Origin of the sequence: Sulfitobacter sp. 1A10359 (genome assembly GCF_043558145.1) — a bacterium.
GTDB classification, from domain to species: domain Bacteria; phylum Pseudomonadota; class Alphaproteobacteria; order Rhodobacterales; family Rhodobacteraceae; genus Sulfitobacter; species Sulfitobacter faviae.
The window spans coordinates 45464-67787 of sequence record NZ_JBIFGB010000002.1 but is presented as its reverse complement, the minus strand read 5'-3'; the positions used below and the strand labels follow the sequence as shown (position 1 = coordinate 67787).

25 protein-coding genes and 1 tRNA gene are annotated in these 22324 nt (G+C 63.1%); 8 read left to right on the top strand and 18 right to left on the bottom strand.

Features of this window, described 5'->3' with window-relative positions; all coding sequences use genetic code 11:
* The first annotated feature begins 87 nt into the window (after nucleotides 1-87).
* Nucleotides 88-447, top strand: coding sequence for a hypothetical protein (locus ACGYK2_RS04660; RefSeq protein WP_271687575.1), 360 nt, complete (start codon nucleotides 88-90; stop codon nucleotides 445-447).
* A 12-nt stretch (nucleotides 448-459) separates the two neighbouring features.
* Here ACGYK2_RS04660 and ilvN read toward each other — a convergent pair whose 3' ends face one another.
* The 6 genes from ilvN to ACGYK2_RS04630 form a co-directional block, all read right to left on the bottom strand.
* On the bottom strand, nucleotides 460-1020 hold the full coding sequence (ilvN, locus tag ACGYK2_RS04655) for an acetolactate synthase small subunit (protein WP_271687574.1): 561 nt from the start codon (nucleotides 1018-1020) through the stop codon (nucleotides 460-462).
* Nucleotides 1021-1091: 71 nt separating this feature from the next.
* A complete protein-coding gene (locus tag ACGYK2_RS04650; protein WP_067268663.1) occupies nucleotides 1092-2846 on the bottom strand; it encodes an acetolactate synthase 3 large subunit in 1755 nt (584 codons plus the stop codon).
* 389 nt (nucleotides 2847-3235) lie between these two features.
* A complete protein-coding gene (locus ACGYK2_RS04645) occupies nucleotides 3236-4054 on the bottom strand; it encodes an arginyltransferase (protein WP_271687573.1) in 819 nt (272 codons plus the stop codon).
* A 72-nt stretch (nucleotides 4055-4126) separates the two neighbouring features.
* Nucleotides 4127-4564 (bottom strand): RDD family protein, encoded by a 438-nt coding sequence (locus ACGYK2_RS04640; protein ID WP_271687571.1) that lies wholly within the window; start codon nucleotides 4562-4564, stop codon nucleotides 4127-4129.
* A gap of 59 nt (nucleotides 4565-4623) precedes the next feature.
* Nucleotides 4624-5031, bottom strand: coding sequence for a DUF2852 domain-containing protein (locus ACGYK2_RS04635; protein ID WP_209218085.1), 408 nt, complete (start codon nucleotides 5029-5031; stop codon nucleotides 4624-4626).
* 124 nt (nucleotides 5032-5155) lie between these two features.
* Nucleotides 5156-5638, bottom strand: coding sequence for a YbaK/EbsC family protein (locus ACGYK2_RS04630; RefSeq protein WP_271687570.1), 483 nt, complete (start codon nucleotides 5636-5638; stop codon nucleotides 5156-5158).
* Nucleotides 5639-5753: 115 nt separating this feature from the next.
* Between ACGYK2_RS04630 and ACGYK2_RS04625 the strand changes: the two genes are divergently transcribed.
* The 4 genes from ACGYK2_RS04625 (at nucleotide 5754) to ACGYK2_RS04610 (ending at nucleotide 10655) form a co-directional block, all read left to right on the top strand.
* Nucleotides 5754-8555 (top strand): glutamine-synthetase adenylyltransferase, encoded by a 2802-nt coding sequence (locus tag ACGYK2_RS04625; protein WP_271687569.1) that lies wholly within the window; start codon nucleotides 5754-5756, stop codon nucleotides 8553-8555.
* Entirely contained in the window at nucleotides 8552-8815 is a 264-nt protein-coding gene (locus tag ACGYK2_RS04620) for a hypothetical protein (protein WP_271687567.1), read from the top strand. Before ACGYK2_RS04625 ends, ACGYK2_RS04620 begins: the two co-directional genes overlap by 4 nt.
* A gap of 62 nt (nucleotides 8816-8877) precedes the next feature.
* Nucleotides 8878-10104, top strand: coding sequence for an RSP_2647 family RNA methyltransferase (locus ACGYK2_RS04615; protein ID WP_271687565.1), 1227 nt, complete (start codon nucleotides 8878-8880; stop codon nucleotides 10102-10104).
* A complete protein-coding gene (locus ACGYK2_RS04610; RefSeq protein WP_271687564.1) occupies nucleotides 10104-10655 on the top strand; it encodes an RSP_2648 family PIN domain-containing protein in 552 nt (183 codons plus the stop codon). Before ACGYK2_RS04615 ends, ACGYK2_RS04610 begins: the two co-directional genes overlap by 1 nt.
* 1 nt (nucleotide 10656) lies before the next feature.
* Here the strand turns inward: ACGYK2_RS04610 and ACGYK2_RS04605 are convergent, their stop codons facing one another.
* The 6 genes from ACGYK2_RS04605 to ACGYK2_RS04580 form a co-directional block, all read right to left on the bottom strand.
* Nucleotides 10657-11340, bottom strand: a complete 684-nt coding sequence (locus ACGYK2_RS04605; RefSeq protein ID WP_271687562.1) for a M48 family metalloprotease — start codon at nucleotides 11338-11340, stop codon at nucleotides 10657-10659.
* A gap of 72 nt (nucleotides 11341-11412) precedes the next feature.
* Nucleotides 11413-11844, bottom strand: coding sequence for an OsmC family protein (locus ACGYK2_RS04600; protein ID WP_271687561.1), 432 nt, complete (start codon nucleotides 11842-11844; stop codon nucleotides 11413-11415).
* A 72-nt stretch (nucleotides 11845-11916) separates the two neighbouring features.
* Nucleotides 11917-13104: a VWA domain-containing protein gene (locus ACGYK2_RS04595; protein ID WP_394374241.1), complete on the bottom strand. Its 1188-nt coding sequence runs from the start codon at nucleotides 13102-13104 to the stop codon at nucleotides 11917-11919.
* Nucleotides 13104-13274, bottom strand: coding sequence for an apolipoprotein acyltransferase (locus tag ACGYK2_RS04590; RefSeq protein WP_067262001.1), 171 nt, complete (start codon nucleotides 13272-13274; stop codon nucleotides 13104-13106). Before ACGYK2_RS04590 ends, ACGYK2_RS04595 begins: the two co-directional genes overlap by 1 nt.
* A gap of 27 nt (nucleotides 13275-13301) precedes the next feature.
* Nucleotides 13302-14672, bottom strand: coding sequence for a DUF2927 domain-containing protein (locus tag ACGYK2_RS04585; protein WP_271687558.1), 1371 nt, complete (start codon nucleotides 14670-14672; stop codon nucleotides 13302-13304).
* A gap of 223 nt (nucleotides 14673-14895) precedes the next feature.
* Nucleotides 14896-15735 (bottom strand): MoxR family ATPase, encoded by an 840-nt coding sequence (locus tag ACGYK2_RS04580; RefSeq protein WP_271687557.1) that lies wholly within the window; start codon nucleotides 15733-15735, stop codon nucleotides 14896-14898.
* A gap of 169 nt (nucleotides 15736-15904) precedes the next feature.
* Here ACGYK2_RS04580 and dksA point away from each other — a divergent pair, with 169 nt between their 5' ends.
* Nucleotides 15905-16327: an RNA polymerase-binding protein DksA gene (dksA, locus tag ACGYK2_RS04575; RefSeq protein WP_067262021.1), complete on the top strand. Its 423-nt coding sequence runs from the start codon at nucleotides 15905-15907 to the stop codon at nucleotides 16325-16327.
* 59 nt (nucleotides 16328-16386) lie between these two features.
* Nucleotides 16387-17553: an FAD-dependent monooxygenase gene (locus tag ACGYK2_RS04570; protein ID WP_271687554.1), complete on the top strand. Its 1167-nt coding sequence runs from the start codon at nucleotides 16387-16389 to the stop codon at nucleotides 17551-17553.
* A 33-nt stretch (nucleotides 17554-17586) separates the two neighbouring features.
* Here ACGYK2_RS04570 and ACGYK2_RS04565 read toward each other — a convergent pair whose 3' ends face one another.
* The 4 genes from ACGYK2_RS04565 to ACGYK2_RS04550 all read right to left on the bottom strand — a co-directional run bounded on the left by ACGYK2_RS04565 (nucleotide 17587) and on the right by ACGYK2_RS04550 (nucleotide 20749).
* Complete coding sequence (locus tag ACGYK2_RS04565) at nucleotides 17587-18636, bottom strand: ornithine cyclodeaminase (protein WP_276154305.1); 1050 nt, start codon at nucleotides 18634-18636, stop codon at nucleotides 17587-17589.
* Nucleotides 18637-18650: 14 nt separating this feature from the next.
* A complete protein-coding gene (rocF, locus tag ACGYK2_RS04560; protein WP_271687552.1) occupies nucleotides 18651-19574 on the bottom strand; it encodes an arginase in 924 nt (307 codons plus the stop codon).
* A 132-nt stretch (nucleotides 19575-19706) separates the two neighbouring features.
* Nucleotides 19707-20174 (bottom strand): disulfide bond formation protein B, encoded by a 468-nt coding sequence (locus ACGYK2_RS04555; RefSeq protein WP_271687550.1) that lies wholly within the window; start codon nucleotides 20172-20174, stop codon nucleotides 19707-19709.
* A complete protein-coding gene (locus tag ACGYK2_RS04550) occupies nucleotides 20171-20749 on the bottom strand; it encodes a YqaA family protein (protein ID WP_209218107.1) in 579 nt (192 codons plus the stop codon). The genes ACGYK2_RS04555 and ACGYK2_RS04550 overlap by 4 nt, the downstream gene beginning before the upstream one ends.
* Before the next feature lie 126 nt (nucleotides 20750-20875).
* Between ACGYK2_RS04550 and ACGYK2_RS04545 the strand changes: the two genes are divergently transcribed.
* A tRNA-Leu gene (locus ACGYK2_RS04545) sits at nucleotides 20876-20959 on the top strand.
* A gap of 114 nt (nucleotides 20960-21073) precedes the next feature.
* Here ACGYK2_RS04545 and ACGYK2_RS04540 read toward each other — a convergent pair.
* Nucleotides 21074-22117 (bottom strand): tyrosine-type recombinase/integrase, encoded by a 1044-nt coding sequence (locus ACGYK2_RS04540; RefSeq protein WP_280322695.1) that lies wholly within the window; start codon nucleotides 22115-22117, stop codon nucleotides 21074-21076.
* The gene (locus tag ACGYK2_RS04535) at nucleotides 22114-22323 is read right to left on the bottom strand and encodes a helix-turn-helix transcriptional regulator (RefSeq protein ID WP_394374240.1); all 210 of its coding nucleotides are present in this window, start codon (nucleotides 22321-22323) and stop codon (nucleotides 22114-22116) included. Before ACGYK2_RS04535 ends, ACGYK2_RS04540 begins: the two co-directional genes overlap by 4 nt.
* Between the last annotated feature and the right edge of the window lies 1 nt (nucleotide 22324).

Below are 22324 nucleotides of genomic sequence, written 5' to 3'. Positions count from 1 at the left end.
ATGCAAGCGCACGTTGCATTTTAACCTATGTTTCACCTCTTTCGATTGTCGCAGAATGGAGAACAAACATCGAAAGCGGGGTGTACTATGATTGGTGTAGTTCTGTGGAGCGATAATAGCGCCGGAAAAGCGGTTTTCTGGTGCGAAGATCAAGGCGATCTTGCCTATTACGAAGAGCCGGCGATCCGTGTCGGGCAGGGGGCGGGGTTTGACACGGGCGATATGGTGCAGTTCGACGTCTCAGTGCATCGCAAGCTGCGTATCGCGGACAACCCCCGGCTGGTTCAGGAGAAAGCGGCTTCGCATCTGCCCGAGGCGCTGCGTCACGATAGCCCCTTAGCGGCAGAGCCGGAGGCAGAGGGAAAGCGCCAGCATGGCGCCCAGATCATACCCTTTACCGCCAAGCCCGGACCGCGCCAATTCCGCGCGGCCCAGCTGAAAGCCTAAACGCCCCGCGTGTCAGACACCACGGGCGAGGGCGGCCACGCCGGTGCGGGCGACATCGGCCAGCCCCAGCGGGCGCATCAACTCGGCGAAAGCGTCGATCTTGTCGGGCGCGCCGGTGATCTCGAAAACAAAGCTTTCGAGCGTGCTGTCGACCACATTGGCGCGGAAGATATCTGCCAGCCGCAGCGCTTCGACCCGTTGCTCGCCCTTGCCGACGACTTTGAAAATCGCCAGTTCCCGTTCCACGCTCGGCCCTTCGACGGTGAGGTCATGCACCTCATGCACCGGCACGATGCGACCGACCTGCGCCTTGATCTGCTCGATCACCTGCGGGGTGCCGCTGGTGACGATGGTGATACGCGACAGATGCCCGGTATGGTCCACCTCGGCCACGGTCAGACTGTCGATGTTATACCCCCGGCCCGAGAACAGGCCGATCACCCGCGCCAGCGCGCCGGGCTCGTTCTCGACCAGCACGGCCAGCGTGTGTTTTTCAACCACATCCGAGAAGTTGGGCCGTAGGTTATAGGCGGAATGCGAGGTCGCACCTTTTTTGATTTTTAGGGCAGCCATGTCTTCGTCCTTCTTCATCTTCGCCGGAAATTCGAAAAATTTCCGGGACGTTTTCTTTTAAAGAAAACGGGTTACACCAACACCGAGCCTTTTGCGTCGATCACGCCCTGGGTCTCATGATCGCCGGGCAACAGCATCTCGTTATGCGCCTTGCCGCTTGGGATCATGGGGAAGCAGTTCTCATGCTTCTCGACCAGACAGTCAAAGATCACTGGCCCGTCGTGGTTGATCATCTCCATGATCGCATCATCAAGGTCATCGGGGTCCGAGCAGATAATCCCCTTGGCGCCAAAGGCTTCGGCCAGTTTGACGAAATCGGGCAGGGCTTCGGACCAGCTTTGCGAATAGCGCTCACCGTGCAGCAGTTCCTGCCACTGGCGCACCATGCCGAGCCGCTCGTTGTTGAGGATGAACTGTTTCACCGGCAGGCCGAATTGCATCGCCGTGCCCATCTCTTGCATGTTCATCAGCCACGAGGCTTCGCCCGCCACGTTGATCACCAGCGCCTCCGGATGCGCCATCTGCACGCCGATGGAGGCGGGGAAACCATAGCCCATGGTGCCAAGGCCGCCCGAGGTCATCCAGCGGTTCGGCTCCTCAAAGCCGAGGTATTGCGCGGCCCACATCTGGTGTTGGCCTACTTCGGTGGTGATATAGCGGTCGTGATCCTTGGTCAGCGCTTCGAGCCGCGCCAGCGCGTGCTGGGGTTTGATCACCTTGCCGGATTGGTTGAACTTGAGGCAATCGATGCTGCGCCATTCTTCGATCTGCTGCCACCATTTCGCCACCGCCTCGCTATTGGTCTTGCGGCCGCGCGATTTCCAGACCTTCAGCAGGTCTTCGAGCACATGGGCCACATCACCGACGATCGGAATGTCGATGCGGATCACCTTGTTGATCGACGAGGGGTCGATGTCGATATGCGCCTTGGTGGATTTTGGGCTGAAACTGTCAATAACACCGGTGATCCGGTCGTCGAACCGCGCGCCAATGTTGATCATCAGATCACAATCATGCATCGCCATATTGGCCTCGTAAAGCCCGTGCATCCCGAGCATCCCAAGCCATTTGTCACCCGACGCCGGGTAGGCGCCGAGGCCCATCAGGGTGGAGGTGATGGGAAAGCCAGTGGCATCAACCAATTCGCGCAGCAACTGGCTCGCCGCCGGGCCGGAGTTGATGACCCCGCCGCCGGTGTAGAAAATCGGACGCTTCGCCGTCTCCATCGCCGCGACCAGTTCGGTGATCTCGGCCATGTCGCCCTTAACCTGAGGCTGATAGCGCGAGGTCGAGGGTTTGGGGGACTCGTAGTGGCCGGTGGCGAATTGCACGTCCTTGGGGATGTCGATCAGCACCGGGCCGGGGCGGCCATGGGTGGCGACATGGAAGGCCTCGTGCAGAGTGGCGCCAAGGGTATCGGTCTCTTTCACCAGCCAATTGTGCTTGGTGCAGGGGCGGGTGATGCCCACGGTGTCGGCCTCTTGAAAGGCGTCGGAGCCGATCATGAAGGTCGGCACCTGACCGGTCAGCACCACCAGCGGAATCGAGTCGAGCAGCGCATCCGTAAGGCCCGTGACCGCATTCGTGGCACCGGGGCCGGAGGTCACCAGCACCACGCCCGGTTTGCCAGTGGAACGGGCATAGCCTTCGGCGGCGTGCACCGCCCCTTGCTCATGGCGCACCAGAACGTGTTTGATCGAATTCTGCTGAAAGACCTCGTCATAGATCGGTAGCACCGCGCCACCGGGATATCCAAAGACGGTGTCCACACCCTGGTCAATCAGGGCTTGGACGATCATTTTCGCTCCGGTCATCTGGCGTTTCATCTTGGGTGCTCCGTAAGGCAGGTTATTGCGATTGGCATAAAAAAACCCCCGGTCTGACGGGGGCGCATGGGAAGGATTATGGTCTACCGTTACCGGCCCATGCGCGTGTGTCTTACAATAATGACTAGGTCGGTCATCTTAAGGGTCCTCTAAGCGTGGCGTGAGATTAGGAGGGGGAAAGAGGGGCGTCAACAGCGAAATGGCGAAAAACTTGTGCGTCGGGCGGGATTGTTTGTAGGTTTATTTCGCAACGCGTACCATCTGCGTTATTTTCGGAAAGATTTGATCGGCATAGCGTACTTTCCTGCATTTCCGGCGCGGTATCACACAAAACAAAACGGGCAGCCCAAGGGGCCGCCCGGTAATAGTGCCAAAATCAATTGGTTTCCTCAGCGTGGGGTCACATCCGGCAGGGTGATATTGGCCACCTGTTCGGCGATGGGATCGTTGCTGAGCGGATGCTGGTCGGGCACGAAACCCTCAGGATCGCGCATCTTTTGCCACTGGCCCCCCATATAGACCTCAAGCCCCGAGAATTTGGCCTTATATCCCATCTTCTGGCTGCCGGGCACCCAATAGCCAAGATAGACATAAGGCAGCCCCGCCGCGCGGGCGATTTCGATATGGTCGAGGATAATGTAATTGCCCAGCCCGTTGCGGGGCCGGTCGGGGGTGTAGAAGGAATAGACCATGCTCACCCCGTCGCCCAGCACATCGGTCAGGCAGACGCCAACGAGGGCATTGTCGGCCTCAGGGTCGGTATACTCAATCACCCGGCTGCGGATCGGCGTTTCCTCGATCATGGCAGCGAATTCGAACACGTCCATATCCGCCATGCCCCCATCCGCATGGCGGCTGTCGAGGTAGCTGCGGAAAAGGTCATATTGCTCTTCCGTGGCCCAAGGCGATGTCGCGCGGCGTTCCAGCCCCGCGTTGCGCTTCAGGATGCGGCGCTGGCTTTTGCTGGGGCGAAAGGCCGCCACGTCGATCCGCGCGGAAAGACAAGCGGCGCAATCGGCGCAGGAGGGGCGGTACAGAACATTTTGCGAGCGGCGGAAGCCTTGGCTCGACAGGCTGTCATTCAGGCGAGCGGCATTATCGCCCTGAAGGGCGGTGAACAGCTTGCGCTCCATCCGGCCCTCCAGATAGGGGCAGGGTTGCGGCGCTGTGACATAGAATTGTGGTGTCAAAGGCAGTGTATGTCGCATGGGCTTCCAGCATTTATCGGGGGATGCTATCAACCACCCCCCGCGCCGCCAAGGGCAAATTTGCGTCCGCCCCTAGCGGCTGAGCCGCCGGTTCACCGGCACGGTGCCAAGCGCCATGTCCGTAAGGCTTTGACGGCGGGCCGTGGTGCAGATGAGAACGGCCGAGACGACCTGAATGACCGTGACCGTCATCGACAGCGAATAGCCGATGGTATGCAAAAGCGCGGTCATGAAATCGAAGGGTCGGTCGCGGTGGTCGCGCAGCTCCATCGCCATCAGGCGCATCCCCCATGTGGCCGAGCCGCCGGTCAGCGTGGCCACCCGGTAGGCAAAGCCCACCACCAGCGTCAGAAAGGGGAAAAAGAACAGCCCCGTAAAGGCCGTGAAGGGCAGGATCAGCACGCAAAAGAGCAGGACAAGGGTCACATCGATGACCCAAGCCAGCAGCCGCTTGCCAGCGATGCCGTCATAGAATTGCGGGTGCAGATCGGGGTCGGGGGTCTGGGTCATGTCTTGTCCTGCGAATGGCCCCCCGGCGCGCGGGCCGGGGGGTGGGGGTCAGGGTGCGATCAGGCGTTTGTGGCCGTTTCGTCCCGCTTGGCACGCTCGTCCATGAACTGGTCGAACTCGGCCTTGTCCTTGGCCTCGCGCAGACGCTCAAGGAAGGCTTCGAAGTTGTGCTGCTCTTCCTCCAAACGGCGCAGCGTGTCGGCCTTATAGGCGTCAAAGGCGCGGTTGCCGGTGCTGCGCGACATCATCGCGCGGCTGGATTTGCGGCTGCAGGATTTCGAAGAGAACATGCGTTTGCTCCAAGTCATATAGGCAAGAAGGGCGAGGCCGAGGGGCCAGAAGAAGATGAAGCCGAGCACCATGGCGGCGATCCATGCGCCTTTGCCGCGTGCGTCCATCCAGGCTTCCGTCCGGGCCAGCCAACTGGGGCGGGGGGAATAGGTCGGGTCGGTGGTCACTGTCGTCATTGTTGAGCCTTTCGGTCGTGACGGGCCTGTCGCCGGCCCGGGCGTTTCGGATAATGTGAATGTCTTTCACATTGAATAGATCGGAATGACGAACCCGTTTCGCAAGGGGCTATGTGAATGTTTTTTACATTATTTGGGAAGCGACAGTGAAATCAGCGACTTGCGCGCCCGAAAGCTGCGCCATCTTCTGGGGTTCAAGGCAGAAAACGTGATGCGGCGTGCCCGCAGCGGCCCAGACCAGCGGGAATTGCAGCAGATTGCGGTCAAACCAAGCGCGCGGCGGCGTGATATGCCCCAAAGGCGCGACGCCGCCGATGGCAAAGCCGGTCTGTGCCCGGATCAGCGCGGCATCGGCTTTGCCCAAAGGCTCCCCGGCCAGCGCCGCGGCCTGTTCCAGATCGACCTGCTGCGCGCCCGCGGTGATGAACAGCAGCGCCGCCGCGCTGTCTTCGCCGCGCAGAACGATTGATTTCGCGATCTGGTCGACCGCGCAATCAAGCGCCGTGGCCGCATCCACCGCCGTCCGCGCCAAAGCCGTCTCGCGGATTTCCGGCGTCACCCCCGCGGCCTCCAGCGTGGCACGCACGCGTTTCAAACTCTTGCTCATTCTCTGCCCCTTGTCGCATCGTGCCCCCTTGGGGCGCGCGCCAAAGTCGTAGCAAGCCCGTGCCCTGTCGCAACCCCCATTGACGCCGCTTGGATCAGCCCGCAAAGCTGGCCCCATGACAGACCCATCTCTCGCCGCCCGGATCACCCGTTCCCCCCGCGTCTACCACTGCGAACGTGCGCAGGATGCGGCGGCGCTGCTGCCCGATCTCGCGCCGGAGTTGCGCGAAATGATCTCGGCTGCGGCCTCGACCGCGCCCTATCTGATGGCGCTTTTGGAGAAAGAGGCGGGTTGGCTGAGCGCGGCGGTGGCCAATCCCGAAGCCGCTCTGGCCGATAATTGCGCGGCAGCGGCGGAACTGGCCCCCGACCGGCTTGCCGATGGGCTGCGGCAGGGCAAGCGGCGTATGGCGTTGCTGACCGCGCTGGCCGATCTGGGCGGGGCATGGTCGCTGGAGGAGGTGACAGGTGCGCTGACCGAATACGCCGATGCCGCCTGCGGCGCGGCCCTGCGGGCGGGGCTGGCGGCACAGATCAAACGCGGCAAGCTGCCGGGGATGACGATGGACGATCTTTCCGATTGCGCGGGCATGGTCGTCTTTGCCATGGGCAAGATGGGCGCGGGGGAGTTGAACTATTCCTCCGACATCGACCTGATCTGCCTTTTCGACGAAAGCCGTTTCGCGCCCGATGATTTCCACGCCGCCCGCAGCGCCTTCGTCAAAGCCACGCGCGCCATGTCTGCCACGCTGAGCGAGAATACGGCCCAAGGCTATGTCTTCCGCACGGATCTGCGCCTGCGCCCCGACCCGGCGGTCACCCCCGTCTGCATCGCGATGGAGGCGGCGGAGCGCTATTACGAAAGCCTTGGCCGCACATGGGAGCGCGCGGCCTATATCAAGGCCCGTCCCGCAGTGGGCGACATCGCGGCAGGCGAGGCGTTTTTGCAATCTTTGCGCCCTTTCGTCTGGCGTCGCCACTTGGATTTCGCTGCCATCCAAGACGCCCATGACATGCGGCTGGCGATCCGTGAGCACAAGGGCTTGGGCGGCCCAATCACCCTGCCGGACCATGACATGAAACTGGGCCGGGGCGGCATCCGTGAGATCGAGTTCTTCACCCAGACCCGGCAGCTCATCGCCGGGGGCCGCGATGCGGACCTGCGGCCCCGTGGCACGCTGGCGGGATTGCGCGTGCTGGCCGAAAAGGGCTGGGTGCCCGAGGAGGTGGCCGAGACGCTTGGTGATCACTACCGCGCGCATCGCACGGTCGAGCACCGATTGCAGATGGTGCAAGACGCCCAGACCCACACGCTGCCCCGAAACGATGCCGATTTCGACCGGCTGGCCGCCATGATGGATATGGATGTCAAAGACTTACAGTCCGATCTTCATGAGCGACTTCAAGCCGTGCACGACCTGATCGAGAGCTTTTTCGCAGCCACAAGGGAAGAGCCCGAAGCCGCGCGCCCGGCGCATCAATTCGACACTTCGGTGCTAGACCGCTGGCCCAGCTATCCCGCGCTGCGCTCGGAGCGGGGGGCGGATATCTTCGGGCGGCTCAAACCGCTTCTGCTGGACCGTCTGGCGCAATCGGCGAAACCGGATGAGGGGCTTTTGGCCTTTGACGGTTTTCTCGCGGGGCTGCCCGCCGGGGTGCAGCTGTTCTCCCTTTTGCGGGCCAATCCGCAACTGGGCGATCTCTTGGTGGATATCGTCGCCACATCGCCCGCGCTTGCCACGCATCTGTCGCGCAACTCCGGCGTTTTCGATGCGGTGATCGGCGGCGATTTCTTCTCGGACTGGCCGGGGCAGACCAAGCTGACCGAGATGCTGGAGCAGCACCTTGCGGGGGAGGCGGATTATGAATTGCGCCTTGACGGCACCCGCCGTTGGGCACGCGAATGGCATTTTCGGATCGGCGTGCATCTGCTGCGCGGGCTGATCGACGCGGCCACCGCCGGGCGCCAATATGCCGAGCTTGCCCAAGCCGTCTTGCAGGCGCTTTGGCCCGTGGTCGTCGATCAATTCGCCACCCGCCATGGCCCGCCGCCGGGGCGCGGGGCGGTGATCCTTGGCATGGGCTCGCTCGGGGCCGGGCGGCTCACGCCGACTTCGGACCTCGATATGCTGGTGATCTATGACGCCGATGGGGTGGAGAGTTCCGATGGCCCCAAACCCCTCGCCACACGCAGCTATTATGCGCGGCTGACCCAAGCGATGATTACCGCGATGACCGCGCCGATGGCCCAAGGCAAACTTTACGACATCGACATGCGCCTGCGCCCTTCGGGCAATCAGGGGCCGGTGGCGACCAGCCTTGCCAGTTTCGAGAGCTATCAGAAAGAACAAGCATGGGTGTGGGAGCATCTGGCCCTCACCCGCGCCCGGGTGATCGCGGGGGCAGAGGATCTGGGCCGCGATGTTGACGCGCTGTGCAAAGACATCCTCAGCCGTGCCGCCCCGCGTGACAAGGTGCTGGGAGAGGTGGCCGATATGCGCCGCCGCATCGCCGCCGCCCGCAGCCCCGCAGGCGCGCTCGACGCCAAGACCGGCGCGGGCCGGCTGCAGGATATCGAACTCTTCGCGCAGGCGGGGGCGCTCATCGGCGGCACTGGCGCGCGTGAGATCGACGCGGGCCTTGCCGCCGCGCGCGACGAAGGGGTGATCGACACCGAAGGGGAGGCGACCCTCTCCGCCGCCTATACCGACGCTTGGACCCTGAACTGCGCCGCGCGGCTGCTCTCGGCCAATCCGATCGAGGCAGGGGCGATGGGGCAGGCGGGGGCGAGCTTCCTCTGCCGGGTGCTGGAATGTGACGACCTCTCTGCCTTGGAACGCAAGATGCAGACCGACTACAACAGCGCCGCGCAGATCATCAACGCAGCGCTGCCAATGCCGGGGCGGGAGGGCGCATGAGCGATCCCGATGACCCAAAGGGCCTGATCCGCGAATCCTACCGGATGGAGGGGATCGGCCCCGCCGAATGCCGCAGCATCTTCCTTGATTGGGCCCTGAGCTTGCCGGACGGACACGACAGCGCCGCCGCCATCACCCGATTGCTGGAACGGCACCGCGCCGCCGCCGATCACCCGATGACCCAAGTGCTGCGCGAGGGGAAGACGACGCTGACCACCCCGCGCCGTCGGGGCGGCTGGCGGGGCAGGGCGCGCAACTGACTGCCAATGGGGGCTTGCGAAACCTCTTTCCCCAGCCGCGCGAACGCAGTACGAGGGGCGCTATGACAACGCCCCAAACCCCCTCCGCCCCGCAGCCTGCCACACGTCCCGTGGTGCGCCTATTGCCCAAGGCCAACGCCCGCGCCATCCGCCACGGCTTTCCTTGGGTCTACGCCAATGAATTGGTCACCGACCGCCGCACGCGCGGGCTCGCCCCCGGCACGCTGGCGCTGCTGGAGGATGCCGAGCGCAAGCCCATGGGGCTGGTCGCGGTCAATCCGAATTCCAAGATCATCGCCCGGATGATCGACCAAGACGCCGAGGCGCAGATCGATCAGGCCTGGTTCGAAGCGCGCCTCAGTCGCGCCCTTCAACTGCGCAGGCAGCTTTACGATCAGCCCTACTACCGCCTGATCCATGCCGAGGCCGATGGCCTGCCGGGTGTCATCATCGACCGTTTCGGCGATACCTGCGTGATCCAACCCAATGCCGCTTGGGCAGACGCGCTGATTGAGCCGCTCGTCGCCGCGCTGCAATCGGTGACGGGCGTGCACAACGTGCTGAAAAACGCCTCAGGCCGGACCCGCAAGCTCGAAGGGCTCGACGATGCCTCGGCCACGTTGGCAGGCGAAACGCCCGAGGGGCCGCTGCCGGTGCCGATGAATGGCGCGACCTATATGGCCGACCTCACCGGCGGGCAGAAAACCGGCCTGTTCTATGACCAACGCCCGAACCACGCCTTTGCCGCCAATCTCGCGCGGAATGGCGGGCGGGTGCTCGATGTCTTCTCCCACGTTGGCGGCTTCTCCCTCGCAGCACTTGCGGGCGGCGCATCCTCGGCGCTGGCGGTGGACGGCTCCGCCCCCGCGCTGGAACTGGCCGAGGCCGGGGCGACGGCGATGGGCATGCAGGACCGTTTCGCCACCCGCCAAGGGGATGCTTTCGAGGTGCTCACCGCCCTGCGGGACGAGGGCGAGACTTTCGACGTGGTGATCTGCGACCCGCCCGCCTTTGCCCCCTCGCGCCAAGCGGTCGACGCAGGGCTTCGTGCCTATGAACGCGTCGCGCGGCTCTCGGCGCAACTGGTGGCGGAGAACGGCATTCTGGGGCTTTGCTCCTGCTCTCATGCCGCTGACCTGAACCAGTTCCGCACGGCTTCGGTGCGCGGCATCGGTCGGGCCGGACGCCGCGCCATGCTACTGCACACCGGTTTCGCCGGGGCGGACCACCCGCAACTGCCGCAGCTTGCGGAAAGCGGCTACCTCAAATCGCTGTTCTTCCGCCTGTGATGGAAACGCGCCCCCGCGTGCTGATCGACACCTGCGTGCTTTACCCCACGGTGATGCGCGAGATGGTGCTCGGCGTGGCGGCGCGGGGCGCGTTCGAGCCGATCTGGTCGGCGCGTATCTTGGAGGAATGGGCCCGCGCGGCGGTCAAGCTTGGCCCCGCGGGCGAAGCGCAGGCACGGGCCGAGATTGCGCTGTTGCGCGGCAAATGGCCGGAGGCCGAGCGCGAGGCTTCCCCCGGTCTGCAAGCGCGGCTTTGGCTGCCGGATGAGAATGACATCCATGTGTTGGCCGTTGCCGTGGCCAACAGCGCCGATATGATCCTGACGCTGAATGCCAAGGACTTTCCCCGTCAAATCCTCGCCGAAGAGGGGCTGAGCCGCGCCGATCCTGACAGCTATCTGCATGGCATCTGGCAGGCGACGCCTGAGATGGTCGCCCCCGTGGCAGAGGCCGTCTTGCAAGAGGCGCGGCGGCTTTCCGGTGAGCCATGGGAAATGCGTGCCCTGCTGAAAAAGGCGCGGTTGCCGAGGTTGGCAAAGGCTTTGGGCTAGGTCAACCGTCCCACCGCACCTGCATCTGGCGCAGTTTGTCGATCCGCTCTTCCGTCTTGGGGTGGCTCAGCAACCACGCAGGCGGACGGTTGCCGCCAGATTGGCTGAGCGCGTCGAGCTTTTCAAACAAGGAGATTTGCGGGCCAATGCCGATCCCGGCCTTGGTGAGCAGGGCGGCGGCATAGGCGTCGGCCTCATATTCATCGTTACGCGACAGCCGCGCGGCCAGCAGGCTGGTCAGCCCGCTGGCGATCCAGACGCCGATGCCGGGAATGAGCCGCCCCAGCACCATCGCAAGGGCCGTGCGCAGGGCGTTCTGACCCGAGAAATCAATCATCCGGCGGCGCGAATGGCCAAGGGCGACATGGCCCAATTCATGGGCGATAACGCTTGCCAATTCTTCAGCCGTTACAGCACCTTGGCGGAACTTGTTATAGAAGCCGCGGGTGATGAAAATCCGTCCATCGGGGGCCGCCAGCCCGTTTACGGGTTCGATCTCATAAAGATGCACCTTGATGCGCGGCAGGTCGAGCGCGCGGGCCATGCGGTTGCTGATCTCGTTCAACTTCGGATCAACCAGCGGCGTCGATTTCGCATCCAACTCCCGCGCCGTGCGCCAAGCCGAGAAACGGTACATCGCCAGCGCATAGAGGATGGCGAGGAGGATGGGGATAACGCGGATCATGCGCCCAATATGGGGAGCGGGGGGACCGGGGGCAAGCGGCCATGGCCTGCGCCCCGGTCGTATTCTTGGCGATCAGACGAGTTTCGCGTCCATCGTGATCTCAGCCGTCAGCAGTTTGGAGATCGGGCAGTTCTCCTTGGCGGTTTTGGCCGCCTCATCGAAGTCTTCCTGCGACGCGCCGGGGATGCTGGCCTCGACCGTCAGATGCACTTTCGGCACATGAAAGCCGCCGTCTTTCTCTTCGAGATGCACCTCGGCCTTGGTCTCGATGCTGTCAGGCGTCAGGTCGCTTTGGCCAAGGATCATCGACAGGGCCATCGAAAAGCAGGAGGCATGGGCCGCACCGATCAGCTCTTCGGGGTTGGTGCCTTGCTTGCCCTCGAAACGGGTGTTGAAACCATAGGGCTGGTCGGACAGCACGCCGCTTTCGGTCGAGACATGGCCATTGCCCTCTTTGAGCGAGCCTTCCCATTTCGCGCTGCCGGATTTGATGATCGGGGACATTCTATTTCCTTCCACATTGCTTGCCTTCGCCCCCTGAAGTGGCGCGGCGCGGCAGGCTGTCAAGGAAGGGGGTTAGCGCGTCATGGTCTTGATCCCACGGCTCAACCCTTCGAGCGTCATGGGCACCATGGCCTCAGCGCCGAAAATCTCTTGGATCATGGCGATGGATTGGGTGTAGCCCCACTGGCGTTCGGGGACGGGGTTGATCCACAGGTGGTTCGGCCATTGGTCGCGTGCGCGTGCCAGCCAAGTCGCCCCGGCCTCGGCGTTCCAATGTTCATTCGCGCCGCCCAGATAGGCGATCTCATAGGGTGACATGCTGGCGTCGCCCACGAAAATGCATTTGTAGTCAGAGCCATAGCTGCGCAGCACCTCATGGGTGGGGATCTGCGCGTCCCAGCGGCGGCGGTTGTCGCGCCACACGCCTTCGTAGAGGCAGTTGTGGAAGTAGAAATGTTCGAGATGTTTAAACTCGCCCTTTGCGGCGCTGAAGAGTTCTTCGACCACTTTCACATGCGGATCCATCGAACCGCCGATGTCGAGAAACAGCAGCACTTTCACCGCATTGCGCCGCTCGGGGCGGGTCTTGACGTCGAGATAGCCATGTTCCGCCGTGGCGCGGATCGTACCGTTGAGGTCAAACTCCTCTGCCGCGCCATCGCGCGCCCAACGGCGCAGGCGTTTCAGCGCCAGTTTGATGTTGCGTGTGCCGATCTCGACATTGTCGTCGAGGTTGCGAAACTCGCGTTTGTCCCAGACTTTGACCGCGCGTTGGTGGCGGCTTTCCTTCTGACCGATCCGCACGCCCTCGGGGTTGTAGCCATAGGCACCGAAGGGCGAGGTGCCCGCCGTGCCGACCCATTTGGAGCCACCCTGATGCCGGCCCTTCTGCTCTTCCAGCCGCTTTTTCAGCGTCTCCATCAGCTTGTCGAAACCGCCCATGGCTTCGATCTCGGCCTTTTCCTCAGGCGTGAGGTGCTTTTCGGCCATCTTGCGCAGCCAGTCTTCGGGCAGGTCCACGGCATCGAGCACATCGTCGAGGCTGATCTTCTCCAACCCTTTAAAAGCGGCGGCGAAAGCGCGGTCGAACTTGTCGATGTTGCGCTCATCTTTGACCATCGACACGCGGGCGAGGTAGTAAAACGCCTCCACGTCATAGGTCGCAAGCCCCGCTTTCATGCCTTCGAGAAAGGCCAGAAACTCCCGCAGGGAGACCGGGACATTGTGGCGGCGCAGCTGATCGAAGAAGGGCAGAAACATCAGACGCTCAATGCGCGGTCCAGCAGAACCGTGGCGATCATGCCGACGATGAGAAAGGCCATGCCATAGCCCGCGGCATATTGCGCGATGTCCTTGCGGTTGCCGCCGCGTTTGCGCGCGGTCAGCCCGCCGATAATCGCGCCGATCAATGCCAATCCGAGTGCTATCATAACCTATTGCCCGTTTGTTTCGCGGGCCTATCCATTGCGCGGGTTGAGGCTTGCGATCTCGCGCAGCTTGGCCCGCACGGCCCAGTCAGGGCCAAAGCCGTATCGCGCCCAGCCGATGCTGTCCAGCCTGACGCGGCGCGCCTCAATGCCGCGGCCTTCGATCTCTAGCGCTTCGGCTTTGAGCAGCATGAGCGTGGCCAGAAGGGCGGCGTTTTCGCTGGCTTCGGCCACGGGCAGATGCGGCGCGATCAGGGCCAGCGCGCCTGCGCCGTCGCCGATGGTCACCGCATAGCCTGCCCGCTGGGTGGCGACATAGGCGCGGTGCAGCGTGGTGCCGGGGGTGCGGGCATAGAGGGCGTTGGCGGTTTGGTAATGCGCCTGTGCGGCGGCGGGTTCGGACATCTGGATGACCCGGCCCATGGCGTAATGCGAAAAGGCGTGGCGGTTGTCCTGCCAGCCCTGCGTCTCGGCGATGCGCAGCGCATCGCGGGCGGCGTTCAGCCGGGCATTGCGGCTCACGTCGCGGCCGAGGGCGGTCTGGATCGCGCGGCTCCAGACCTGCGGCGTGGCGCGGGCGGGGCGGGGGGCGACGGTGCCGCCTGCGGGGTTCACCCGGGCCAGAATGCCCGGCAGACGGGCGGCGACCTCTTCGCGGCTCATGCCCGAGCGCAGCGCGGGGTCATAGTAGATGCGCAGCACCAGCATGTCGAAACCGGTCAGTACCGTATGCACATTGTCGTCGTTAAAGACCGAATCCGGCAGGCGGTAGAGATCGTTCAGCGGCCCAAGCGCTTGGGCCAGTTCCTCATGCAGACAGTCGCGGCTTTCTTGCGGGCTCACATCATTGGGCAGGAAGATCGCTAGCTTGCGCCGCTCGGTCAGGCGGGTCCAATCGGTGGCGGGCGAGCGGCGCGCGCGGCGGTATTCCTCAAGCGTGCTGACGTTTGGCACCACGAAACAGGCCGCCTGCGGCAAGAGCCGGCGGATTTGGCTGCGGTTCACCGCTTGAATGGTGATGCCGGCCTCTCCGCCCGTGACCTCACGCAGTTCGATCCCGGCCTCGCGGCGCAGACGGGCCAGCAGACGCGCAAGGTCCGGCCCCAACGTGGCGGGCGGCTGGCCCAGCACGCGCAGGGTGATCGGCCCCTCGAAACGGGTCAGAACGGGCAGGGCGCGGCCACTTTCCATCCGGAAGGACAGGTCGAGGAAATCCTCCGCCAGCGCGGCATTCGACACATGCGGCTGAGCGGGGCGGGCTTGGGTGAACTGCTTCATCGGGGGCAGGGTGCTGTCGGCGATGACCGCGCGGGTTGCCACCTCGGAATGCGAGGCGGGCACGCAGGCGTTCAGCAGCAGCATCAGCGGCAGGATCAGCCGCGCCTTCACGCTGCGCCTCATGCGCCGGGGCCTCATGCGTGGGGGCCTCTCTGCTTCCCTGCGTGGGCTGGTCTATCCCAATATGCGCGTGGCGCGGTTGCTGATTGTCCTTGCATCTGCCTGCCCCATCGGTCGTTTCAACCCGGGTCTTTGCGCCCGTGATTGACCTCAGCCTAGGCAGGGGAAAAATCAAAAGCGAGGAAAATACCCGCTTTTGACGTAAAGTCGCATTTGTGTTGCCGCTCTACCGCTGGCGACGCGCCATGAAGGCCAACCGCTCGAACAGATGCACGTCCTGCTCGTTCTTCAGCAGCGCGCCATGCAGTTTGGGCAAAGCGTTGGGGCCGTCCTTGGTCAGATCTTCGGCGTCCATATCCTCGGCCAGCAGCAGTTTCAGCCAGTCCAGCACTTCGGAGGTTGAGGGCTTCTTCTTCAGCCCCTGCTGCTCGCGGATCTCGTAGAATTGCGTTAGCGCGGTGGTCAGCAGCTGCTGTTTGATGCCCGGATGGTGCACTTCGACGATCTGTTTCAGTGTCTCCATGTCGGGGAATTGGATGTAATGAAAGAAGCAGCGACGCAGGAAGGCGTCGGGCAGTTCCTTTTCATTGTTCGAGGTGATGATGACAATGGGGCGCTGACGCGCGCGGATCGTCTCGCCCGTCTCATAGACGAAGAATTCCATCTTATCGAGTTCCTGCAACAGGTCGTTGGGGAACTCGATGTCGGCCTTGTCGATCTCGTCAATCAAAAGCACGACCTTCTCATCCGCTTCGAAAGCCTGCCAGAGCTTGCCCTTGCGGATGTAGTTCTTGACGTCATGCACGCGCTCATCACCCAACTGGCTGTCGCGCAGACGGTTCACGGCGTCATACTCGTACAGGCCCTGCTGTGCGCGGGTGGTCGATTTGATGTTCCATTCGATCATGCGCAGGCCCAAAGCGTCGCTGACCTGCCGCGCCAACTCGGTCTTGCCGGTGCCCGGCTCGCCCTTCACCAGCAATGGCCGCTCCAGCGTCACCGCCGCATTGACGGCAATTTTCAGGTCCTCGGTGGCGACGTAGTCTTTGGTGCCTTGGAATTTCATCTTGTTTTCAACCTCGTGTGACGGGCGCTTGATCCTTGGCCTTTAACCAAAAATCAAAGGGATTGTGTAGTGACAATTGTTACCCGCTCAGATAGACGCTGCGGCAGGGGACGATGTCGGGAGACAGGCCTTTTTAATGTCTGAATTGAAAAACGCCGGGGAAAAACAAATGAAGCAGGAAATCTTCCTGCCGGACGACTATCGTCCGGCCGAGGACGAGCCATTCATGAATGACCGTCAGCTTGAGTACTTTCGTCGCAAGCTGATCAACTGGAAAGCGGAACTGTTGGCAGGCAGCCGCGACACGATCGAGACACTACAAGACGGCACCCGGAACATCCCGGACGTGACCGACCGCGCTTCGGAAGAGACCGACCGCGCCTTGGAGCTGCGCACCCGGGATCGGGCGCGTAAACTGGTCGGCAAGATCGACGCGGCGCTGCGGCGGATCGACGAGGGAGAGTTCGGTTACTGCATGGTCACCGGCGATCCGATCTCGCTCAAACGGCTGGACGCGCGGCCCATCGCCACCATGACCCTTGAGGCGCAAGAGCGTCACGAGCGGCGCGAGAAAGTCCACCGCGACGACTGACATCACCTGAAACACCACACGCCGGGGCAAATGCTTCGGCGTTTGTGGTTGGGGCGCGAATGAAACCTTCCAATGCGATTGTCGTGGGCGGCGGGATCGGCGGGCTGGCGCTGGCCACAGCGCTGGCGCGGCGTGGTGTCGCCGTGACCCTGCTGGAACAGGCCGCCCGCTTTTCCGAGATCGGTGCCGGGCTTCAGATCAGCCCCAATGGCCTCGCCGTGCTGCGCGGGTTGGGGCTTGAGCGTGGGTTGGCGGCACGCGGTGCGGTGCGCGGGCAGGCGGTACGGCTTTGCGACTATGCCAAGGGCGGCCAAGTGGCGCGGCTGGATCTGACCCGCCTCCCGGAGGACCAGCGTTATTATTTCCTCCACCGTGCCGATCTGATCGACCTTCTGCGCGAGGCCGCACAACGGGCCAATGTTAGTTTCGAGACCGATGCGCAGGTCGCCTCCATCCATCCCGGTGCGCTGCCGCAGGTGCAGATGGCACGCGGCGGGCGACGGCGGGCGGAACTGGTGGTGGCCGCCGATGGCATCCACTCGGTCGGGCGGATACAGTTGAATGGGGCGGATCAGGCGCGGTTCTCGGGGCAGGTGGCATGGCGCGCGCTTATTCCCAACGTGGTTAATCATCCCCCCGAGGCGCGGGTCACCATGGGGCCGGGGAAGCATCTGGTCAGCTATCCGCTGCGCGACGGTCACATGGTCAACCTCGTGGCCGTGGAAGAGCGTGACGATTGGGCCGCCGAAGGCTGGCACCACAGCGATGACCCCGCCAACCCGCGCCGCGCCTTTGCCGGCTTCGGCGGTGAGGCCGCGCAGATGCTGGAGATGGTGCAGGACGTGACCCTCTGGGGGCTGCACCACCACCCCGTTGCCGCCAATTGGCAGGCAGAGGGTGTCGCGCTTTTGGGCGACGCGGCCCATCCGACACTGCCCTTTCTGGCGCAGGGCGCCAATATGGCGTTGGAGGATGCATGGGTTTTGGCCGATTGCCTGACCCGCTATCCGCGCGACGCGGCGCTCACCGCCTATCAGTCCGCGCGTATCGACCGGGCGCGGCGCATCGTGAAAACCTCCGAAGGCAACGCCACCCGCTATCACCTGCGCTCTGGTCCGATCCGCTTTGCGGCCCATACCGGGCTGCGCATCGCCTCAACGCTGGCCCCCGGCACGATGCTGCGGGCCTTCGATTGGCTCTATGCCCATGACGTGACGAAAGGGTAGAGGCCGCCGCGGAGGAACGGCGGCCCCAAACACTCAACCCGCGCGTTGCAGCATGCCAAACAGGTCGCGCGGATCATCCGGGTCGGCCAGCAGGTCGAGCGGCTGGAAGAGGCCCGTCTCGGCGATCTGGTCGCGCACATAGCGCAGGGCCGAGAAATCCTCGATCGCGAAGCCCACGGAATCAAACAGCGTGATCTGCTGCTGGTCGCGGCGCCCCTCGGCCTGACCGGTCAGTACCTGCCAGATTTCGGTCACCGGGTGGTCAGGCTCAAGCTGCTGGATCTCGCCCTCGATGCGGGTCTGCTCGGGGTATTCCACGAAGATGCCCGAGCGGTGAAGGATCGCGGGCGCCAGTTCCGTCTTGCCCGGACAGTCGCCGCCGATCGCGTTGATATGCACGCCGGAGCCGACCATATTGTCGGTCAGGATCGTGGCATATTGCTTGTCCGCGGTGCAGGTCGTGATGATCTGCGCGCCCATGATCGCCTCCTCGGCACTGTCGCATTCCACGACCTTCAGCCCCGAGCCCGCCAGATTGCGCGCGCATTTGGCGGTCGCCGCGCGGTCGATGTCGTAAAGCCGCACCTCATCCACGCCGCAGATCGCCTTCATGGCGAGGCTCTGGAACTCGGACTGCGCGCCGTTGCCGATCATCGCCATGACCCGGCTGCCCTTGGGTGCCAGCAGCCGCGCCACCACCGCCGAGGTCGCCGCCGTGCGCAGGGCGGTGAGGATCGTCATCTCGGTCAGCAGCACCGGGTAGCCGTTGGCCACATTGGCCAGAAGGCCAAATGCGGTGACGGTCTGGAAGCCGGTCTTGGTGTTGTCGGGGTGGCCGTTGACGTATTTGAAACCGTAAACATCGCCGTCAGAGGTCGGCATCAACTCGATCACGCCCTTCTCGGAATGGCTCGCCACGCGGGGTGTCTTGTCGAAAAGCTCCCAACGTTTGAAATCGGCTTCGATATAGTCCGCCAGCCCGCGCAGCATCTCTTCGACGCCGACATGGTGGATCAGCTTCATCATCTGGTCGACGGAAACGAAAGGCACCAGCGCCTTGTCGGAGGGTTTGAGGTTGGTCATCTTGGGGTCTCCAATCAATATGCGCGTGTGGGGCGGTCAAAGACGCGGCGGCCAAAGGCCGAGGCGGTGAGGTCGACCATCAGCTGTGCGGTGCGCCCGCGTTCATCGAGGAAGGGGTTCAGCTCCACCAGATCGAGCGAGGTCATCAGCCCGCTGTCCGAGAGCATCTCCATCACCAGATGGCCCTCGCGCACGGTGGCGCCGCCCGGCACGGTGGTGCCCACGGCGGGCGCGACGGAAGGGTCGAGGAAGTCGACATCCAATGAGACGTGCAGCATGCCGCCCGCCGCCGCGACCTTGTCGAGGAAGCGTTGCAAGGGCTTGGCGATGCCACTTTCGTCAATCTCGCGCATGTCGACGTAGGTGACCGTGGTCTCCTGCAGCGCCGCGCGTTCGGCGGCATCGACCGAGCGCAACCCGATCATGGCGATATTATCATGGGGCAGGGGGGTGTCGATCTTCGGAAAGCCATCGAAGCCTTCGCGCCCGGTGACATAGCCCAGAGGGGTGCCATGCAGGTTGCCGCTGTCGCTGGTCTGCGGCGTGTGGAAATCCGTATGCGCATCGAGCCAAAGCACGAAAAGCGGGCGGCCTGCCTTCTCGGCATGGCGCATCGCGCCCAGTACTGTGCCAAGCGCCAGCGCGTGGTCGCCGCCCATGAAGATCGGCAGCCCGTCGTCCATCGCCGCATCGGCGGCGGCGGCGAGGCTCTCGGTCCAGGCGATGGTCTCTTCCAGCGCGTGCAGCTTCTCATGCTCTTTGGGGTGGAAAGGGGCGGGGGCCACGTTGCCGCGGTCGGTCACGCTATGGCCGAGGTCGCGCAGCGCGCGCTCCAGCCCGGCGGTGCGGTAAGCGTCCGGCCCCATCAGGCAGCCGCGACGGCGTTTGCCGCTGTCCAGCGGAACGCCCAGCAAAATACAGTTCTGTTGGTTCGACATGGGGGACTCCTGAGATGTTTGATCTCAGATAATCCGCGCATCTGTCGAACGACAAGCCGTCAAACTGTCCGTTTCGGGGGTGTTTTTGACAAACTGGAAGGTCATCTGTCCAGTTTGTCCGGTTCTCGTTCTTCAGGCCGCCTTCCGCGCGGCGGCGACCCAAAGGCCGATCAAGATGAAAGAGAAAATCGCGTTCCACCCGGCCATCGACAGGCCCAGAAACTGCCAGACGATCTCATCGCACATGACCAAGCCGCTCGGGCCTTCGGTCGACAGGAGCGACCCGCCATCGAGGCTGCCCAAATCCATGCCGCCGCCGGTGCAGGAACTTGGCCCGGGCCACCAGCCCCATTCCACACCGGCATGAAAGATGCCGATCAGTGCGGTCACCGCCGCCGCCATGGCGCCGAGCCAGGCCAGCACGCGCGGCCCGCCGAGCAGCACGATTGCCCCGATCAGCACCGCCGCTGCATGGGGCCAGCGCTGCCAAAGGCACATCTGACAGGGCGCGTAGCCGCCCAGATGTTGAAACCCGAAAGCCCCCAGCAACAGCGCGGCCGAACCGAGCGTCGCGAGCAAAGTCAATGTCTTACCCGTCATAGTACCTTCACCACCATGAAGCCGCCGATCAGCAGGGCGACTGCCAATGTGAACATCAAACCCAAGCGTCGTTCAATGAAGTCTCGGATCGGTGCGCCAAAGCGCCACAGCAGCCCCGCCACGACAAAGAACCGCAGCCCGCGGGCGAGGATTGAGGTCATGATAAAGGTGCCAAGCGGCATACCCGTCCAGCCCGACATGATGGTGATGACCTTGTAAGGGAAGGGGGTGACCCCGGCGACCAGCACCGCCCAAAAGCCCATGTCATTGAACCGGGTCGAGAATTCCGCCATCGCATCGGTCTTGCCCAGACTTGCAAGGATCGGCTGGCCGAGGTTCTCAAAGGCCAGCGCGCCGATGGCATAGCCCAAAAGTCCGCCCAAGACCGACGCGAGCAGCGCCACCCCGGCGATCAGCCAAGCGCGATTTGGCCGCGCGATGATCATCGGGATCATCAGGATGTCAGGGGGGATCGGAAAGAAGGAGCTTTCGACAAAAGCGACAACGGCAAGCGCCCAAAGGGCATGGCGGTGTTGGGCCAGGCCCAGGGTCCAGTCATAAAGGCGGCGGATCATTATCGGGGGCTCCGGCTGTTTTGAATGCCTCACCATGTCGCGCGTCCAAGGTCAAGCAACTGGGCGCGCAGCACGGGTGAAAATCCACTTGCTCCTGCCGCTTTTGCAGGCTACATCGCCCTACGTGCCCAAGTGGCGGAATGGTAGACGCAGGGGATTCAAAATCCCCCGCCGCAAGGCGTGCCGGTTCGAGTCCGGCCTTGGGTACCACCTTGTTTTCGCAAGGTTTTCCGCGAAAATCGAATCCCCATTAGAAAACCGATTTTCGCGCTGGTCACACACCTTGGTCACACTTTCTTGTTCCGGTCACGTTCCGTTCTTCGGTCACTTTCGAAGGTCTTGGGCGTCAATCGAGAGCTTCAATCGGTTCGCCCGCTTGCGGTAGTAGGCTACCATCTCGGCGCTCTGGTTTGTAACAGCCTGTATCTGCGCATCGCTGGCACCCGCCTCTGCGAGTTCGATGATCGCGAGCTTTCGTAGGCCATGCAGCGTAAAGGGCTTGGCCTTCGGTCCCAATGTATCACGCCATGCACGGAACGCCTTTTCGACGGCGTTGTAGCCGACTGGTTGGCGCAGGTTCTTGGCAATCACATGATCCCCACGGGGTGCTAGATTGGCGATGAAGTCGCGCAACCGTATAGGGCATCCTGTTTCAAAGAGCTCGCGGCTCTTTTCATCGAGGACGAACATGGTTCTGCCAGTGAATTGGTCGCGCTTCATGCCGATGGCGGCGTTCGGACGTTGGCCAGTTCCGAGAATGAGTTGGGCGGCAATCTGCACGTTCTCCGGTGCGGTATCGAGCTTGCCAATCATCCATGTAGGCCACGGCTCATATTCGCGAGCAGGTTTGTATGATCCGAGGTTTTTTGCTGGATTCGGGCCAAGCGGCCAATCAAGTTCGGTGGAAGCATAGTTCCACAGGATAGAGATGGTCTGGGCATACTTGCTGGCCTTGCGGGGCGTATCGGACATTTTTGCTAAAGCGGCCTTAAGCACCGGGCGCGTGATCCGCGCCATGGGCTTGTCGCCGTTCTTCTCAGCGATCCGATCCATGTCGCGGCGGTAGCTGGCTTTGGTGGATGCTGCGAGGTTCTGCTGAACGGTATGATCCGAACGCCATGCCTCGATGCACTCGCGCCAAGTCTGTTTGGCGGGCTGTTTCTGTGCTTCGCTGCGGCCTGACCGTAACTCCCAATAGAGAGCATCGAGGCGCTTGGCGTCGCCCTTCCAATCAATGAGGTAGAGCTTTTCGCGCCGCTTCCCGCACTCGGTCTTCGTGATTCGGTAGTAGGGCTCCCAAGCTTTCTTGTACGCACGCCAACGCCACACAAGTCGCGGCTTGGTGATGCGGGGCTTCGGGGCTTTCATAGCTCAAAATCCTCGTCGGGAAGGGCGGCGCTGTTGTTCAGTATGGCCTCGATGTCCTTCACGCGCCAGCGTTCGCGCCCGCCCAACTGGCATGGCGGGGGCAAGGCATCAGCTGCCACCAGCCGCCGAAACTCTGCCAAGGGCATATCCAGCATCTTTGCCGCAGTCGCTTCGCGCACAGCTAGGGGTAGGACTGGTGAGTTCATG